Genomic DNA, 16,314 nt, shown 5'->3' on the forward strand with positions numbered 1-16,314 from the left:
GTGTTCCCTGCAGGCTTTGTGGTGCAACGTTGTATACAACAAGAGCAAGAGCCGTGCCGGGGACCAGGCGTGGATACAATCAATCTATTGCCTGATATTAATCATTTAATAGATTGAAAAATAATGAAGTTATGTTTATTTATAGCGGCGGTTGATACACGCTTGCTGTGCACGGAGGGTGTGCACGCAGGCATGCTCATGGTGCAATGCCTGCTGTAATGTGTGGTGCAACGCCGCCAATCATGGCCCGCCCGGGGTGTCCTGGCTTGGGTGACTTAGCTGATCTCGGGTCGCAAGGAGATATGCGCAGCCGCGATACGCCAACCCGCATCCGTGCGTACCCAGCTTTGCATCTGCCGGCCGCAAACCCCTGCACTATTGCGGTATTCGGTGCTGATATTGGCGTAGTCTTCGCCAAAGGTGGTGATGACGGTATTCATCAAGGTGCGTGGCAGTGGTGGCTGACGGTTCTGGCGAAAATTCACGATCGCATCCCAGCCGTACAGATTCTCCGTGGCGCCAAAGCGTACCGCCTGCGGGCTTTGCCAGAAGAACGGGATCAGTGCTTCTACATCGTTACGCATCAGCGCAGCTTCATAGGCCTCAAAAGCTGCAGTGACCGACGCCAGGGTTTCAGGCAGGTTGACGTTCAGCATGCGGCCTCCACCCGGGTGACCACCGGGGCAGCTACCACAGCAGTGGATTCCAGATAAGCGGCGACCTGCAACGCGATGTCCTCACGCCAGGGCGGGGCGATGATCTGCACGCCTATCGGCATGCCACCCGCTTGCTGCACCGGCACACTCACTACCGGCAGGCCGATGAAGGAGATGGGCTGTGTGAACATGCCGATATTAGGGCGTGTCGGCATCTCGACCCCGTTGATGGTCATGCTGTCCTGACCGATCTTCTGGGCACTGCATGGCGTGCTGGGCGCAAGGATGATATCCACATCCTGAAACAACTTGGCTACTTCGCTCTGGAACCAGTGCCGGAAACGCTGTGCACCGATATACCAGGCGGCGGGCATCATGCTGCCCGCCAACAGGCGTGGGCGTGTCATGGGGTCAAAGTCAGCGGCGCGCGTACGCAGGCGTTGCAGGTGTTGCTGCGCGCCCTCACTGGCGGTGATCAGGTAGGCTGCAGAGCGCGCACGTGCCGCTTGCGGCAACTCCACCATCTGTTGGGTGCCCAAGGCACTGGCGATCTTCTGCACCGCAGCATTCGCTTCGGGATTGCCCTGGGTGAAATGCCCGCCCGCGATGGCGATGCGCAAGCGGCTGATGTCCGTGCTCAGCGTGCCGCTATCCACCGTGGAGCGCGTTTGATCATGGCTGGCGCGGTGCAGCAGCGCGTAACTCAATGCCAGATCATGGCTGCTGCGCGCAAAGATGCCAGCGTGATCCAGGCTGTGCACGAACGGGAACATGCCCTGCAATGACAGTGCGCCATAGGTGGGTTTCAGTCCGAAGATGCCGCACATGGAAGAGGGCACGCGTACCGAGCCGTTGGTATCCGAGCCCAGCGTGAGTGGCACCATGCCCGCCGCGACGGCGGCACCACAGCCACCAGACGAACCACCGGCACTGCGGGCTGGGTCGTGCGGGTTGCGTGCCGGCCCATAATGGCTGTTTTCCGTGGTGAAGCCGTAGGCGTATTCATCCATATTGAGTGCGCCCAGCAGCACCGCACCCTGGGCCTGCATGGCACGCACCAGCAAGGCGTCCTCACTGGCGGCAGGCAGGTCACGGTTGATGCGCGAGCCGGCCAGCGTGACCAGCCCGGCCACATCGAACAGGTTCTTGACGGCATAAGGCACGCCGGCCAGTGGCGGCAGTGTTTCACCGCCTGCGCGCCTGCGGTCGATGTCGGCGGCTTCTGCCAGCGCACGCACGCTGGTCACTTCGGTGAAGCTGTTATAGAGGCCGTCGTGGTCGTCTATGCGCTGCAACGCGGCCTGGGTCAGCGCAGTGGCACTGACGCGGCCTTCAGACAAGGCGCTGACCATGCCGCTCACTGTCCCTGTCAGCAGCTTTTCGGCCAGGCTGGCCTCACGCTGGGGCAAGCCTGCTGTAGAAGCGCTGGTCTCTGCCAGCATTTGTTCCTGTGCGCTCGCCGCTGGAATGCTTGCTGAAGCCGCATTCATGGGCGAAACTCAGGCGCTGCGTCGAGTTCTTCATGCAGCGCAAAAGACAGCACGTTGGCGGCATGCTGGCCTAGCAGGCCGAAATGCAGGGCAAGTAGTGGCATGTCGGTCTCTGCCAGCCTGATGTCATTCAGCGCGGCCAGCGCATGCAAGGTGTCGTGGTCTGTAGGGGCGAGTGGCATGGCATCTCCGTGGCTGGTGTCGTCTACGTGATCGCCCGGCGCGGACGATCCGTTTTTATATGCTACCCGATGCAATGTTGTATACAAGCAGCGCATGCAGATTCAAGCAAACTTGATACCAGCGGGCTATCTGAGATTATGGGCTGACATTACTGGCTGTCCTTGCTAGCGCTTGTTACCGGCCGCTATCGGGTATCAGCATGCGGTGCTGCAGGGCGGATCAGCGCGTGTTGCCAGCGCGGATCTGGGCTTTCTTCTGCGCCAATGCGGTCAGTGTGAGGGTTTTTGCGAAGTCACGGCTACGCAGGATATGGCGCTTGATGGCCAGTTTTGCCTTGCCTGCATCACGGTTGAGAATGTGCTGCAGCACTTCAAAATGCTCACGATAGGTGCGCAGGCTGCGATTGTCGGCATTGATATCCAGCCTGCGGATGATGCGGATGCGGTTGTTGATGCTGCGTAGCATGTCCGCCAGCATGGGCTTTTGGGCGCCTTCGGCCAGCCCGATATGGAAGGCTTCGTCCTTGACGCTGAGGTCTATGCCCCTGGCCATGTCGTCGTCATGCCTGGCCGGGTCCCAGGCTTCCATGGCCTGTTTGACCAGTTTGTCCGGCATGCTTTCACAGGCATGCTCGACCGCCAGCTGTTCCAGGGCGATGCGGATATCGTAATACTCGGCCAGTTCGACGATGTCAAAGTCACGGATGAAGCACCCGTGCTTGGGGCGTACCGATACAAAGCCTTCCACCTCCAGCCGCTTGAGCGCCTCACGTACCGGTGTGCGACTGACTTCGAACAGGTCTGCCAGCTCGTGCTCGGTGACGCGGTCGCCCGGGAACATCTCGAACGAAGTGATCTTGTTGCGGATCAGTTGATAGATCTCGGCAGTGGTTTTGCGTTTGCCAGGCAGCTTGGTCATGGTGTCATCTCATCAAAGTGGCATGCCACGCTGCCCGCCAGTACCAGCAGCGATTGCTGGCGGGCGGCGATCCGCATGCTGCAGTCCTTGTTCAGGGATGATAAGCCTGAATGGGTCAGCCGCGTATGTTGGACTGCAGGTCGAACTGGGACAGCTCCACACGTGGGGCTGCTTGCCAGCCAGCCTGGCGGTATTCGGCCACCACGTTGGTGAAGATACCGCCACGCACGTAGAACTTGGCAGTCAGGCGCATGAAACGCGGCGAGGTCGCGGCGACCAGGTCATCGAGGATGCGATTGGTGACCGCTTCGTGGAAGCAACCTTCATCACGGAACGACCACATATAGAGCTTCAGGCTCTTCAATTCCACACAGGTCTGGTCTGGGATGTAATCCAGCAGCATGATGGCAAAGTCCGGCTGGCCGGTCTTGGGGCACAGGCAGGTGAATTCGGGCACTTCCATGTGGATATGGAAGTCGCGCTCCGGCTTGGGGTTAGGGAAAGTCTCCAGAGATTTACTGGGCTGGGTGGTTGCGGGTTGACTGGACATGTGGGCTACCGTATAAATGAATCGATTATTATAAAACTCCGTGCCGTATTTATAAAATTCAACTTATAAAATCGCAAATAGAATCTAGACAGAATCCAGGTCGCTCATTGATAAAACCTAGTTTATAAAACTTAGCACATTGCGTCTGACTCAATTAAAACTCGCTGGTTTCAAATCCTTCGTCGATCCGACCACCTTGCATCTGCAAGGCCAGCGTATCGGCGTGGTGGGCCCCAACGGCTGCGGTAAATCCAACATCATGGAAGCCATGCGCTGGGTGCTGGGTGAATCCAGTGCCCGCGAGATGCGCGGCGATACCATGGATGCGGTCATCTTCAATGGTTCCGGCACGCGCAAGGCCATCTCGCGCGCCAGTGTGGAACTGGTGTTCGATAACAGCCTGGGCAGCGCCAACGGTGAATGGGGCCAATATGCCGAGATCGCCGTCAAGCGCGTGATCGAGCGCGACAAGGGGTCCAGTTACTACATCAACAACAGTCTGGTGCGCCGCCGTGATGTGGCCGACCTGTTCCTGGGTACCGGGCTTGGTGGCCGCGCCTATGCCATCATCGGCCAGAACACCATCTCGCGTATCGTCGAAGCCCGCCCGGAAGAGTTGCGCGTGTTCCTGGAAGAGGCGGCTGGTATCTCCAAATACAAGGAACGCCGCCGTGAGACCGAGCTGCGGCTGCGTGACACGCGCGACAACCTGGCACGTGTGCAGGACATCCTCACGGAATTGCAGGCGCAGATCGACAAGCTGGAATCGCAGGCGGCGGTGGCCCGCGAGTACCAGCAATTGCATCAAGCGCTGGCACTGGCGCAGCAACAGCTGGCCCTGCTGCAACAACGTAAAGCCGCGACGCACTGGGAAAAGACCCGCCAACAGGTGGACAAGCTGCTCAATGCGCTGGAAGCCCATATCGCGGCGTTGCGCCATCAAGAAAGCCAGCTGGAACAGCGCAGGCAGCAGTTCCAGCAAGCCAGCAGTGCGCTGCAGGCTGCGCAGGCCGGGTACTACGAAGCGAATGCAGCGCTGGCCAGCCTGGAACAGCAGATACGCCATCACGAAGAAAGCCAGCAGCGCCTGCAACAGCAGATCCAGCTGCTGCAGACCCAGCAGACACGGGTGCAGACCCAGCAACAGCAATTACAGGAACGCCAGCACGTTCTGCAGCAGCAAGCCGCGCAGGCTGGTACCACAAGTGCCGCCCTGCAAGCGCGTCTGGATAACTGCCTGCAAGGCTTGCCCGCACTGGAACAGGCGGCGGGCAGCAGTGCACAGAGACATCATGTCGCACGTCAGGACGCCGAGCGCCAGGAGCAGCAACTGCGTCTGGAGAAGACCCAGGTCAGCCATCTGCAAACCACGCTCACACGCTTGCAACAGCGTGCCGTGCGGCTGGATCAGGAACGCACGCAGTGGGTGTTGCCGGATGCCAGCCTCATCGCCGATACCAGCCGCGTGCTGGCCGAGCTTGCTACGCAATTAAGCGGGCTGGAGCAGACGCGTCAGCACAATCAGCAGCAGGAGCAGCGCTGCCGCGATGCCATCAAGCTGCAACAGGCCACACGCGACCAGGCCAATGCTGCGTTGACGCAATGCAAGGCGCAGGTCGGCAGCCTGCAGAAGATCCAGGCGGCAGTCGCCAGCCCGGAAGCCCTGCAACGCTGGCTGGCGCAACATCAGCTGGAACAGCAGCCACGGCTGTGGCAGCACATCCAGATCGCTCCCGGCTGGGAGCGGGCACTGGAAGCCGTGCTGGGCGCACGCCTGAATGCAGTCCTGGCAGACCACACGCCTGAGCAGCGCCCACCTGCGTCACTGGCCATGCTGCTGTCGGCCAGTGGTACAGCTAGCGATGCAGCATGCGATGCGGCTATCAGGGATACGACCGCAGCAGCAAACCCGGACCCAGCCAGCTTGCTGGGGCAACTGCAGGTCAGTGACGCCAGTCTGCTCAGCGCGCTGGCGAGCTGGTTACAGGGCGTGCAAATCTGTGCAGACCCAGCCAAGCTCTCGGCCATGCGCTCAGGCTTGCAGCCCGGGCAGGTGTTGGTGACGCGTGATGGCGATATCCACGACCGCCACAGCGTCTGCTTCCATGGCGCTCAGTCCGCCTTGCAAGGCGTGATGGAGCGTCAGCGCGAGCTGCAACAGCTGGAAGCCGCTTTGCCAGCCCTGCAGGTGGCCTTGCAAACCGCGCATGGCCAGCTTGCCGAAACGGAGACCGAGCTGCAACAGCTGCAGCAGCAAGCGCGTCAATGGCAGCAGGCCTGGTCCACGGCCACGCAACAACAGCATCAGCACGACATGCAGCTACAGCGCCTCAAGCAGCAGCAAACGCATGCCGAGCAGCGCCTGCTGGCCTTGCAGAGCGAGCAGGCCGAATTGCAGCAGCAACTGCAGGAGGCCGATCAGGCATCGTCCCAGCAGCAGGACAAGATCGCAGCGCTGGAAGCGGGCATGCCTGCCTTGCAAGCGGCCTGGAAGCAAGCGGCGGGCGATGCCGAACGCGCGCAACAGCAAGTGCGCCAGTTACGCGAGCAACGTCAGCAGCTGGAGCGCGAGCTGCAACAGCAGACATTGTCAGGGACAGTGATCTCGAATCAGATCAACGACCTGAAAGACAGACTGAAAGCAGGTGAAGAAGAACTGGCCAGCCTGGCTGTGCAGCAACACAAGCTGCAAACACAATGGCAATCCGCCCCCATGCTGAACCTGCGCGTGGCGCTGGAGCAGGCGCTGCAGCACAAACAACAGCGTGAAGCCGCGCTGGCAGACAGTCGCAACCAGCTGGCCGAAGTGGAACAGCAGTTACAGGCAGAAGACCGTAATCGCATGCAGCTGGAGCAGCAATCACACCCGCAGCGTGACCGCCTGGAGCAGGCGCGCCTGCAGGAGCAGCAGGCGAGGCTGGAATTCGAGCAGTTCCGCGATGCACTGCTGGCTGGCGCGGTGGACCTGGAACAACTGGAAACCAGCCTGCCGCGTGGCGCAGACATCGCCTGGGCGCAGCAGCAGTGCCAACAATGGCAGCAGCAGATCGAAGCACTGGGCGCGGTCAACCTGGCTGCCATCAGCGAGCTGGAAAGCCAGCGCGAGCGTCAGCACTATCTGCAAAGTCAATCCACCGATCTGCAGCAGGCCACCGATACGCTGGAAGATGCCATCCGCCGCATAGACCGCGAGACGCGTGCGCGACTGCAGGACACCTTCGACCGCACCAACACGGAATTCGGCGAACTGTTCAGCGTGCTGTTCGCGGGCGGCCATGCGCGTCTGGAGCTGCTGGGCGACGAGATCCTCGATACTGGTATGCAGGTGTTCGCGCAGCCACCGGGCAAAAAGAACAGCACCATCCACTTGCTATCGGGTGGCGAGAAAGCGCTGACCGCGCTGGCGCTGGTGTTTGCATTGTTCCGGTTGAACCCGGCACCGTTCTGCCTGATGGACGAAGTGGACGCGCCACTGGATGACAGCAACACCGAGCGTTTCTGCGCCATGGTGAAAAAAATGTCCGAACGCACACAGTTTTTGTTTGTGAGTCATAATAAAATAACGATGGAAATGGCGCAGCAGCTGGTCGGCGTGACCATGCAAGAGTCTGGAGTATCGCGCGTGGTCGAGGTGGATCTGGCCGCAGCGATGCAATTGCACGAGGAGGTCGCCGCATGACGATCATAAAAAAAGCAGCCACAACATGACAGATCTACACCTTGCGCTCATCGCCATCGGCATCTTGCTGATCGTCGCCGTGATCGCCTACAACAGCTGGCAGGAAAGGCAGTTACGCCGCCAGGCCAACAGCCTCACCACACCGGAGATCGATCCGCTCATGGAGGCTGGCCTCACCTTGCGCCAGCGTGAATTGGAACAAGCCGTGCCGCTGGCTGGCCTTTCTGACGTGCATGAATCCTTGTCTGCACATGACGATGCGCTGGCAGAAGCCGATTTCGAGGAGTATGTCTCGGAGCCAGTGAAGCGTGGCAGCAAAGTGGCTACGCCAGCCCAGCCTGTGGATGTGCCTGAATTTTCTGAACTGCCTGTGCAGCTGGCGCCGGACTTGCCAGCCGAGCCAGCGGTGAGCGCTGCGCATACCGTTAAACCCGACGCTAAAGCTGTCTCCAAACCCATATCCGAGCCCGTTGCGGCATCCGGCAGCGCTCCTGACCCCCGGCCAGCCGCTGAGCCGGAGGCGCAAGCCCTTGAGCCCCAAATCCCGGCCACCCCAGCGCTCAAACCATCTAGCGACATCAGTGCGCCTGAACCACTGCCTGCCGGCATCGATCCGCGCATCGACCTCATCGCCCAGTTGCAGTTTGCCAGCATGGACGCGCAGCAGCTGCAGGATTTCATGCAGCAACTTACCGATATCGAAAAGCCCTTGCTGGTGTATGGCCGTGGTCGCAACACCGACTGGCAGCTACTGCACCGTGACACGCGAGCCCAAGGTTTGCAGCAACTGGCGTGTGCGCTGCAGCTGGCGGATCGTTCCGGCGTCATTTCGACAGCGCTGCTGCAGCGCTTCCAGTTGCTGATCAATAGCCTCAGCAACAGCCTGGATGCCAAGCTGCAATGGCTGCCTGCGGTCGCCAATGAGGCCGGTCATGCCGAGATCATGCACCACGCACAGGCACTGGATGCGTTTTGTGTGGAAGTGGATCAGATGATCAGCCTGCATCTGGTGCCATCCAGCACCTTGCTGGGCAGCAAGCTGCGCGGTCTGGCGGAAGCCAGCGGCCTGAGCCTGCAGCCAGACGGGAAATTCCACTGGCAGGATGCCGCCGGTCAGACCCAGTTCCTGCTGCAAAGCGAGAGCGGCACCCCCTTCGATAACGAGACCATGCGGACTGTCATCGTACGTGGCCTGCTGCTCAAGCTGGATATCCCGCATGTCAGCGATAGCCTGGAAGTCTTCAACCGCATGATCCTGCTGGCACGCCAGATGGAAACCGCGCTGGGTGCGCATCTGGTCGATGACCAGCAGCGCCCGCTCAGCGAAGCCCAGATCGACAAGATCCGCGTGCAGTTGAAGGCCTTGCATAACAAGATGCTGGCACGTGGCATCACCCCAGGCAGCGCACTCGCGCATCGCCTGTTCTCCTGAACCTGAGCCTTGTTGTGAGAACTTTGCATGACGACTGACCCGGTCAGCCGAGCCGCAGCCTTGCGTGAGCAGCTCAATCGCTATGCCTATGAGTACTACACGCTGGCGGCACCCAGCGTGCCCGATGCGGAATACGACCGCCTGTACCGCGAGTTGCAGGCACTGGAACAACAGCATCCAGCGCTGATCAGTGCCGACTCACCGACCCAGCGCGTCGGTGCTGCCCCGCTGGCGGCTTTCCCCAGTGTGCGGCATCGCGTGCCCATGCTCTCCATCGAAACCGAGACCGACATCAGCGCCGAAGGCGCACGCGCCTTCGATGCACGCACCCGCAAAAAACTGGGCCTGACACCTGAAGAAGCTGACATCGAATATGCGGCCGAGCTTAAATTCGACGGACTGGCCATCAACCTGCGTTACGAACAGGGTGTGCTGGTGCAGGCGGCCACACGCGGGGATGGTGAAACGGGCGAGGAGGTGACCCAGAACGTGCGTGCCATACGCCAGATCCCGCTGCGCCTGCAGGGTGCCGCGCCGCCGGTGCTGGAGGTGCGTGGCGAGGTGTACATGAGCCGCTCTGATTTTGAGCGCTACAACGCCAGCCAGCTGGCACAGGGCAAAGCGCTGCTGGTCAACCCGCGTAATGGTGCGGCAGGCAGTCTGCGGCAGCTGGATCCGCGCCTCAGCGCCCAGCGTCCTTTATCTTTCTTTGCCTATGGTTTGGGTGAAACCAGCGGCTGGGATGTGCCAGCGACGCATAGCGCCTTGCTGGATGCGCTGCATGACTACGGTTTGCCGGTATGCGCGCTGCGCGCCGTGTGCACTGGCGCAGAAGCCCTGGTCGCATTCCATGCCGCTGTAGCCAGCAAGCGCGACCAGTTGCCATACGACATCGATGGCGTGGTCTACAAGGTCAACAGTCTGGCGCTGCAGCGCGAACTGGGTTTCCGCACCCGCGAGCCACACTGGGCGGTGGCGCATAAATTCCCGGCCCAGGAAGAGATCACCGTGGTCGAGAACATCGAGGTGCAGGTGGGCCGTACCGGTGCCATCACCCCGGTGGCGCGCCTGCAGCCAGTGTTCGTGGGAGGGGTCACGGTCACCAATGCCACCTTGCATAACCAGGACGAGATCGACCGGAAGGATGTGCGCATCGGCGACAGCGTGATCGTGCGGCGTGCTGGCGACGTGATCCCCGAAGTGGTGTCTGTGGTGCTGGAGCGCAGGCCCATGGTGGAAGGGCTGGGCAGTGACCTGTTCAATCCGGCCCGGCAGCCTATGTATCCGCGCTTCCTGTTGCCGACCAGCTGTCCGGTGTGCGGCTCGCATGTGGTGCGCGAGCAGGGCGAGGCCATCGCGCGCTGTTCCGGCGGGCTGTTCTGCTCGGCACAGCGCAAGGAAGCGATACGCCATTTTGCCGGGCGCCGCATGATGGATATAGAGGGCCTGGGTGAGCGCTACATCGAACATCTGGTCGAGCTGGGCTATGTGCACGGCATCGCCGACCTGTACAAACTCACGCTGACTGATTTTCTGACCATGAAGCAGCGCGCCGACGAGCGTGACGGCATCACCCCCGAGACCGTAGCCAATGGCAAGGTCGCCACCAAATGGGCGGAGAACCTGCTGGCGGCGATACAAGCCAGCAAAACCCCGCCACTGGCGCGCTTGCTGTTCGCACTGGGCATACGCCATGTGGGTGAATCCACGGCCAAGACGCTGGCTGACTGGCTGGGCAGTCTGGCGCTCATCCGCCGTGCACCGGCACCCTTGCTGCTGAGTCTGCCTGACGTGGGCGCCATCGTCGCCGATTCCATTGCTGACTTTTTCGCAGAACCCAAGAACCAGCAAGCGCTGGATGCCTTGCTGGCGGCGGGCGTGATGCCGCAGGGCGAACACGCACCCAGTGCGCGCTTGCGTGAAAAACTCGCACCGGCCGCCTTGTATGCCACGCTGGGTGTGCCCAAGCTCACCGCCACGCGTAGCAAGCAACTGGCCATGGCGGTGCCCAGCATGACCGGGCTGGCGGCCTTGAGCATAGCGCATCACGCTGCCCTCGCAGACTTTCCGGCAGAGGTCATGGCGTCCTTGCTGGGCTGGCTGGAAGGCGATGGTCACCGTGATTTGTTGTTGCAACTTGATGCGCTATGCCATGAGTTGCTGGCCAGCCTGCCTGCTGACGAAGCGGAGCACGGTGTGCTCGCGGGCAAGACGCTGGTGCTGACCGGCACCTTGCCCACGCTGACGCGTGACCAGGCCCAGCAGATGATAGAAGCAGCGGGCGGCAAGGTGAGCAGCAGCGTATCCAAGAAGACCGATTATGTGGTGGCAGGCGCTGAAGCCGGCAGCAAGCTCGGCAAAGCCCAGGCTTTGGGGTTGGCGATCCTCGATGAGCAGGCTCTATTGCAGATGTTGAGTGAGGAGTGATGCGCAAGTGATTGAAGATAAACAGCCTGTTTCGATCGAGGCGCTGATCCATATCGCCAGGCAGGCGGGCGAGGCCATCATGCAGGTCTATGCCGGTACCATTGAGGTGGTGCGCAAGGAAGACCATAGTCCGCTGACACAGGCCGATCTGGCGGCGCACACCTGTATAGAGCAAGGCCTGCTGGCATTGACGCCCACACTGCCCGTGCTGTCCGAAGAATCAGCCGCACTGCCTTATAGTGAGCGCAGCCAGTGGACGCATTACTGGCTGGTGGACCCGCTGGATGGCACGCGCGAATTCATCAAGCGCAATGGTGAATTCACCGTCAACATCGCGCTGATCAGTGCAGGCCGCCCAGTGATGGGGGTGGTGTACGCGCCTGCGATGGAGGTGCTGTACTACGCCGATGCACATGGCGCCTACAAACAGACAGGGCAGGCAGATGCCAAGCCCATCCATGCGCGCAGGCTGCCAGGCCATGATCTTAATGCGGGCGGTTCGAATGCGAGTGGTCTGGTGGTGGCGGGCAGTCGCTCCCACTCCGATCACAGGATGGAAGCTTTTGTGCATGCGCTGCAGCAGCATTTTGGTGAAGTCAGCCTGTTATCCATGGGCAGTTCATTGAAGATCTGTCTGGTGGCGGAGGGCAGGGCGGATGTCTACCCGCGTCTGGGCCTCACTTCCGAATGGGATACTGCCGCTGCGCAATGTGTGCTGGAACAAGCAGGCGGACATCTGGTCAATAGGCAGGTCGCTGGCATGCACAGCCTGCCACTACGTTACAACACCAAAGAATCATTACTTAACCCTGAGTTTTTTGCATGTGGCGCCACGCTGCATGACTGGAATCAGTATCTGGAGTCATAACAATATGAAAATCGCTTCCACCGTTCTGATGCTGGGCCTGCTGGCTGGCCTGCAAACTGTCCATGCTGCCGAGGAGGATGTGGCGACCATGGTCGCGGAATGCAATAAATCCGTGAAGCAGGGGGATGCTGCCAAAGCCCAGGCCTGGGCCGAGCGTATCCTGAAAGTCGATGCCAAGCAGCGCGATGCCTATCTGTGCAAAGGCCGGGCATTGGGTGCCACAGGCCAATTCCCGCAGGCGCTGGATGCCTTGCAGATGGCGGTGAAACTGTCTTCCGCGGCGAACGACCGCATGATCGCGCTCGCCTTGTTGGGTAATGTGCAGAAATCCATGAAGAGTTACGAACCGGCACTGGTCAGCTACCGTGACAGCCTGAAGCTGGCACAGCAGGAAAAGAACCGCACCTTCGAGCGCGTATCACTCAACCTTATCGGTGAGACGCTGATGGACAGTGCGCAATATCAGGCGGCCCTGGACAGTTATATCGCCGGTGACAAGCTTTCTGGCAATGATAACGAGCGCGCAGACAACGCCGTGCGCATTGCCGCAGCATCCAGCCAACTGGGCAAGCATGATCAGGCCATCGAGTATCAGATACGCGCCACCTTGATGCTGGAGCGTGCGGGTACCCTGGATCAGATCGCCAATGCCAATCTGGAACTGGGTCGCATCTACACGCGTGCCGGTCAATACGAGAACGCCGAGCGTGCGATCAACAAGACGTTGAAACTGAGCAAACAAAATGAAGGTCCTTACTGGGAGGCCATGAGTTACTTTTACCTGGCCGAAACCAAGGTCGCCAGTGGTGATAAAACGACTGCGCGCAGCCTGCTCAATGACATGGCAACCATCGCTGAGCAAATGAATGCCTTCGACCTGCTGGATCAGGCGCGTGCTGCCATTGCCGACCTGTCGAAAAAGTAATGGGGTGATGTAAGGTTCGCGTGTTGTCTGCGACCAAGCGTTATAGTCACCGCGGTAACCTGGAGTCAGACATCATGTGGATCAGCAAGAAACCGGACATCCTCGCATCGGAGATCACGCCACGCGAGGTGTTCGAGCAGCGCAGGGAATTCATCAAGGCAGCCGGGTTGGGCGCTATCGGTGCTGCGCTGGCCAGTGCCGGCCTGATGAACAGCACGCGCGCAGAAGCCAACAGCCCGGCAAGCGGGCTGCAAAAGATCAGTGATTTCAAAAAGACCCCATATGGCGCAGGTGAGACCCTGACGCCATATGAGGATGTCACCAGCTATAACAACTTCTATGAGTTCGGCACCGGCAAGAGCGACCCCAAGCCGCAATCGCGCCTGTTCAAGCCGCGTCCCTGGACGGTGAGCATAGAAGGCGAGGTTAGCAAGCCCAGGACCTTGTCCATTGACGACATCTTCAAGATCGCGCCGCTGGAAGAACGCATCTACCGCATGCGCTGCGTGGAAGGCTGGTCCATGGTGATCCCCTGGATAGGCCTGCCACTGGCAAGCCTGATCAAATATGCCGAACCCACCGGCAAAGCCAAATATGTGGAATTCATCTCCCTGGCCGACCCCAAGATGATGCCAGGGGTGAGGGCGCCCATCCTGGATTGGCCGTATGTGGAAGGCCTGCGTATGGATGAAGCCATGAACCCGCTCACCATCATGGCAGTGGGCCTGTATGGTGAAGTGCTGCCCAACCAGAACGGCGCACCCATGCGCCTGGTGGTGCCGTGGAAATATGGTTTCAAGGGCGGCAAATCCATCGTCAAGATCCGTTTCACCGACAAGATGCCGCTGACCACCTGGGTGCGTTCTGGCCCGACAGAATACGGTTTCTATGCCAATGTGAACCCCACGGTGGACCACCCGCGCTGGACCCAGTCCACAGAGCGGCGCATCGGTGGCGGGCTGTTCTCGCCACGCATCAAGACACAGATGTTCAACGGCTATGCCGACCAGGTGGCCAGCCTGTATACCGGCATGGACCTGCGCAAGAATTTCTGATGGCGGCGCCATTCAAACCCAGCAGCCTGCAGCTTAGCTGGATCAAGCGCGTGCTGTTCCTGCTGGCCCTGCTGCCATTGGCGCGGCTGATCTGGCTGGGCATGCACGATGCGCTAACGGCCAACCCGATCGAGTTCATCACCCGTTCCACCGGTACCTGGGCGCTGGTGATGTTGATGCTGACGCTAAGCATCACGCCGCTGCGCATGCTGACCGGTGTGGCCTGGCCGGTGCAGTTGCGGCGCATGCTGGGTCTGTTCATGTTCTTTTACGCCTTGCTGCATTTCAGCATCTATCTGTGGCTGGATCACTGGTTCGACCTGATGGCGATAGGCAAGGACATCGCCGAGCATCCCTATGTGCTGGTCGGCTTTACTTCCTTTGTATTGTCCATCCCGCTGGCGGCCACCTCCAACTCTGCCATGATCCGGCGTCTGAAGACCCGCTGGAAGACCCTGCACCTGCTGGTTTACCCGATCGCCATCCTGGGTGTGTTGCACTTCTGGTGGCTGGTCAAGAAAGATGTAAGCGAGCCGCTGGTCTATGTGCTGGTGCTGGCCGCGCTACTGGGCGTGCGACTGTGGTACCGCTATCGGCCTGCAAGCCAGGCAGCTTCCAGAAAGCCGCTGCCAACGAGGATGCCGAAAGCTGGCTGACGCGTTGCTGCAGAAACAATAACAACCTACAAAACAACACAAAAAGGGGATCACCATGACACTTACGCGCAGCTATGTCACTTTACTCAATATGCTGGACCGCATCGCACCCATCCTACCGCCGCTGCTGTTGCGCTTGATCCTGGCATGGGAGTTTGGCGAAGCCGGGTTGGAAAAACTGCATGGCGAGAACTGGTTCGCTGATATCGTCTTCCCGTTCCCGTTCAATATCCTGCCCGCTGACTTCAACTGGGCGATCGCCACCTGGTTCGAGCTGATCGGGGCAGGGGCCTTGATCGTGGGCCTGGCCACACGCTTCTTCAGCTTGTCCCTGATTATCCTCACCATCGTGGCGGCCTTGACTGTGCACATGCCAGCCCAGTGGGATACCCTGGCTGAGCTGTGGAACGGCTACCGCATCATCGGGGAAGATGGTTCCGGCAACTTCAAGCTGCCATTGCTGTACCTCATCATGCTGCTGCCATTGCTGTTCGGCGGTGCGGGCAAGTTAAGCCTGGATCACCTGCTCAGCAAGCTCTACAAACGCTGAACCTTGGCATGCAAGAGCCTCAATAGCTAACAGGCCTAACAAAGTAAAAAGACTGGGGACATAACCTTAGCCCCCCAGTCTAACGTATCACTTTAACTAAACAGACTAACTTGTTTGCGCGATGATGGTATTTGCGCCAGAATGTACCGGTGCAACGCACGATAGCAAGCCGGTATCAAACGCTACGCCGGTGCCGCATCATCAAACAAGGAGGTCACAATGCAATATCAAATCGATGTATTCCTGTCATCGTTGAATCTGTTCTGGCAAGAAGTGGTCATGTTCTTCCCGAAGTTTCTTGCCGTTATCCTCATCGTGCTGTTCGGCTGGATATGCGCCAAGATCGCCTGCCTGATCACCAAACGGGTGCTGGTTCTCACACGCTTCGACCAGTTTGCCGAACGATCCGGGCTGGAAGCCTTCCTGCGCCACGGTGGCTTTGACCTGACGCTGAGCGACATCATCAGCCTGGTAATCTATTGGCTGGTCATCCTGCTGTTTGTTACCACGGGTGCCAATACGCTGGGTCTCAACGAGATCGCCAGCATGCTCAACAACCTGGCTAACTATCTGCCCAAGATCATCTTGGCCATCATCGTGCTGATCTTCGGTACCTTGTTCGCACGCTTCATCAACCGCCTGATCTTTGCCTGGCTGCATGGCATCAAGATCGAAGGGGCGCTGGCCATCAGTACCTCGGCAGAATACGGTGTTCAGATCTTCGCCATCTTCGTGGCGCTGGAGCAACTGGATATCGGCACGCACTTGCTGACCGCCATGTTCATCATTGCCTTCGGCGCGGTGTTTCTGGCACTGGCGATTGCATTCGGTCTGGGCGGGAAGGAATGGGCAGCCAAGCAGATCGATACGCTGCAAGACCGCATCAAGAAATAGTTTACTTTACATAATATACATTATGCGAAGT

Annotated in this window: 14 protein-coding genes; 9 read left to right on the forward strand and 5 right to left on the reverse strand. The window is 59.7% G+C overall.

Translation table 11 applies throughout. From position 1 onward, the window contains the following. Positions 1-275: 275 nt before the first annotated feature. From hpxZ to queF, 5 genes are all read right to left on the reverse strand, one after another. Entirely contained in the window at positions 276-656 is a 381-nt protein-coding gene (gene hpxZ / locus ED236_RS00865) for an oxalurate catabolism protein HpxZ (protein WP_205125618.1), read from the reverse strand. Then, positions 650-2,146, reverse strand: a complete 1,497-nt coding sequence (locus tag ED236_RS00870) for an AtzE family amidohydrolase (RefSeq protein ID WP_205125619.1) — start codon at positions 2,144-2,146, stop codon at positions 650-652. The genes hpxZ and ED236_RS00870 overlap by 7 nt, the downstream gene beginning before the upstream one ends. Next, entirely contained in the window at positions 2,143-2,328 is a 186-nt protein-coding gene (locus ED236_RS00875; protein ID WP_123236062.1) for a hypothetical protein, read from the reverse strand. The genes ED236_RS00870 and ED236_RS00875 overlap by 4 nt, the downstream gene beginning before the upstream one ends. A gap of 220 nt (positions 2,329-2,548) precedes the next feature. Then, positions 2,549-3,247 (reverse strand): GntR family transcriptional regulator, encoded by a 699-nt coding sequence (locus ED236_RS00880; protein ID WP_123236063.1) that lies wholly within the window; start codon positions 3,245-3,247, stop codon positions 2,549-2,551. A gap of 115 nt (positions 3,248-3,362) precedes the next feature. Further along, positions 3,363-3,797 carry a preQ(1) synthase gene (gene queF / locus ED236_RS00885; RefSeq protein WP_123236064.1) on the reverse strand — a complete coding sequence of 145 codons (435 nt, stop codon included), beginning with the start codon at positions 3,795-3,797 and terminating at the stop codon, positions 3,363-3,365. Positions 3,798-3,936: 139 nt separating this feature from the next. On the opposite strand from queF, the gene smc reads away from it, so the two are divergent. The 9 genes from smc to ED236_RS00930 all read left to right on the forward strand — a co-directional run bounded on the left by smc (position 3,937) and on the right by ED236_RS00930 (position 16,283). Continuing rightward, entirely contained in the window at positions 3,937-7,476 is a 3,540-nt protein-coding gene (gene smc, locus ED236_RS00890) for a chromosome segregation protein SMC (RefSeq protein ID WP_123236065.1), read from the forward strand. Positions 7,477-7,501: 25 nt separating this feature from the next. Next, positions 7,502-8,908 (forward strand): cell division protein ZipA C-terminal FtsZ-binding domain-containing protein, encoded by a 1,407-nt coding sequence (locus ED236_RS00895; RefSeq protein WP_123236066.1) that lies wholly within the window; start codon positions 7,502-7,504, stop codon positions 8,906-8,908. A 27-nt stretch (positions 8,909-8,935) separates the two neighbouring features. Then, positions 8,936-11,335 (forward strand): NAD-dependent DNA ligase LigA, encoded by a 2,400-nt coding sequence (ligA, locus tag ED236_RS00900; RefSeq protein WP_123236067.1) that lies wholly within the window; start codon positions 8,936-8,938, stop codon positions 11,333-11,335. Positions 11,336-11,342: 7 nt separating this feature from the next. Further along, entirely contained in the window at positions 11,343-12,203 is an 861-nt protein-coding gene (gene cysQ / locus ED236_RS00905) for a 3'(2'),5'-bisphosphate nucleotidase CysQ (protein ID WP_275669180.1), read from the forward strand. A gap of 4 nt (positions 12,204-12,207) precedes the next feature. Next, positions 12,208-13,128, forward strand: a complete 921-nt coding sequence (locus tag ED236_RS00910; RefSeq protein WP_162299558.1) for a tetratricopeptide repeat protein — start codon at positions 12,208-12,210, stop codon at positions 13,126-13,128. A 74-nt stretch (positions 13,129-13,202) separates the two neighbouring features. Beyond that, positions 13,203-14,183, forward strand: coding sequence for a protein-methionine-sulfoxide reductase catalytic subunit MsrP (msrP, locus tag ED236_RS00915; RefSeq protein WP_123236069.1), 981 nt, complete (start codon positions 13,203-13,205; stop codon positions 14,181-14,183). Further along, on the forward strand, positions 14,183-14,839 hold the full coding sequence (locus ED236_RS00920) for a protein-methionine-sulfoxide reductase heme-binding subunit MsrQ (protein ID WP_123236070.1): 657 nt from the start codon (positions 14,183-14,185) through the stop codon (positions 14,837-14,839). The genes msrP and ED236_RS00920 overlap by 1 nt, the downstream gene beginning before the upstream one ends. Positions 14,840-14,894: 55 nt before the next feature. Then, positions 14,895-15,389: an HvfX family Cu-binding RiPP maturation protein gene (locus ED236_RS00925; RefSeq protein ID WP_123236071.1), complete on the forward strand. Its 495-nt coding sequence runs from the start codon at positions 14,895-14,897 to the stop codon at positions 15,387-15,389. Positions 15,390-15,608: 219 nt separating this feature from the next. After that, positions 15,609-16,283, forward strand: coding sequence for a mechanosensitive ion channel family protein (locus ED236_RS00930; protein ID WP_123236072.1), 675 nt, complete (start codon positions 15,609-15,611; stop codon positions 16,281-16,283). Positions 16,284-16,314 lie beyond the last annotated feature (31 nt).

The sequence above is a fragment of the Pseudomethylobacillus aquaticus genome, from assembly GCF_003730115.1.
GTDB lineage: Bacteria > Pseudomonadota > Gammaproteobacteria > Burkholderiales > Methylophilaceae > Pseudomethylobacillus > Pseudomethylobacillus aquaticus.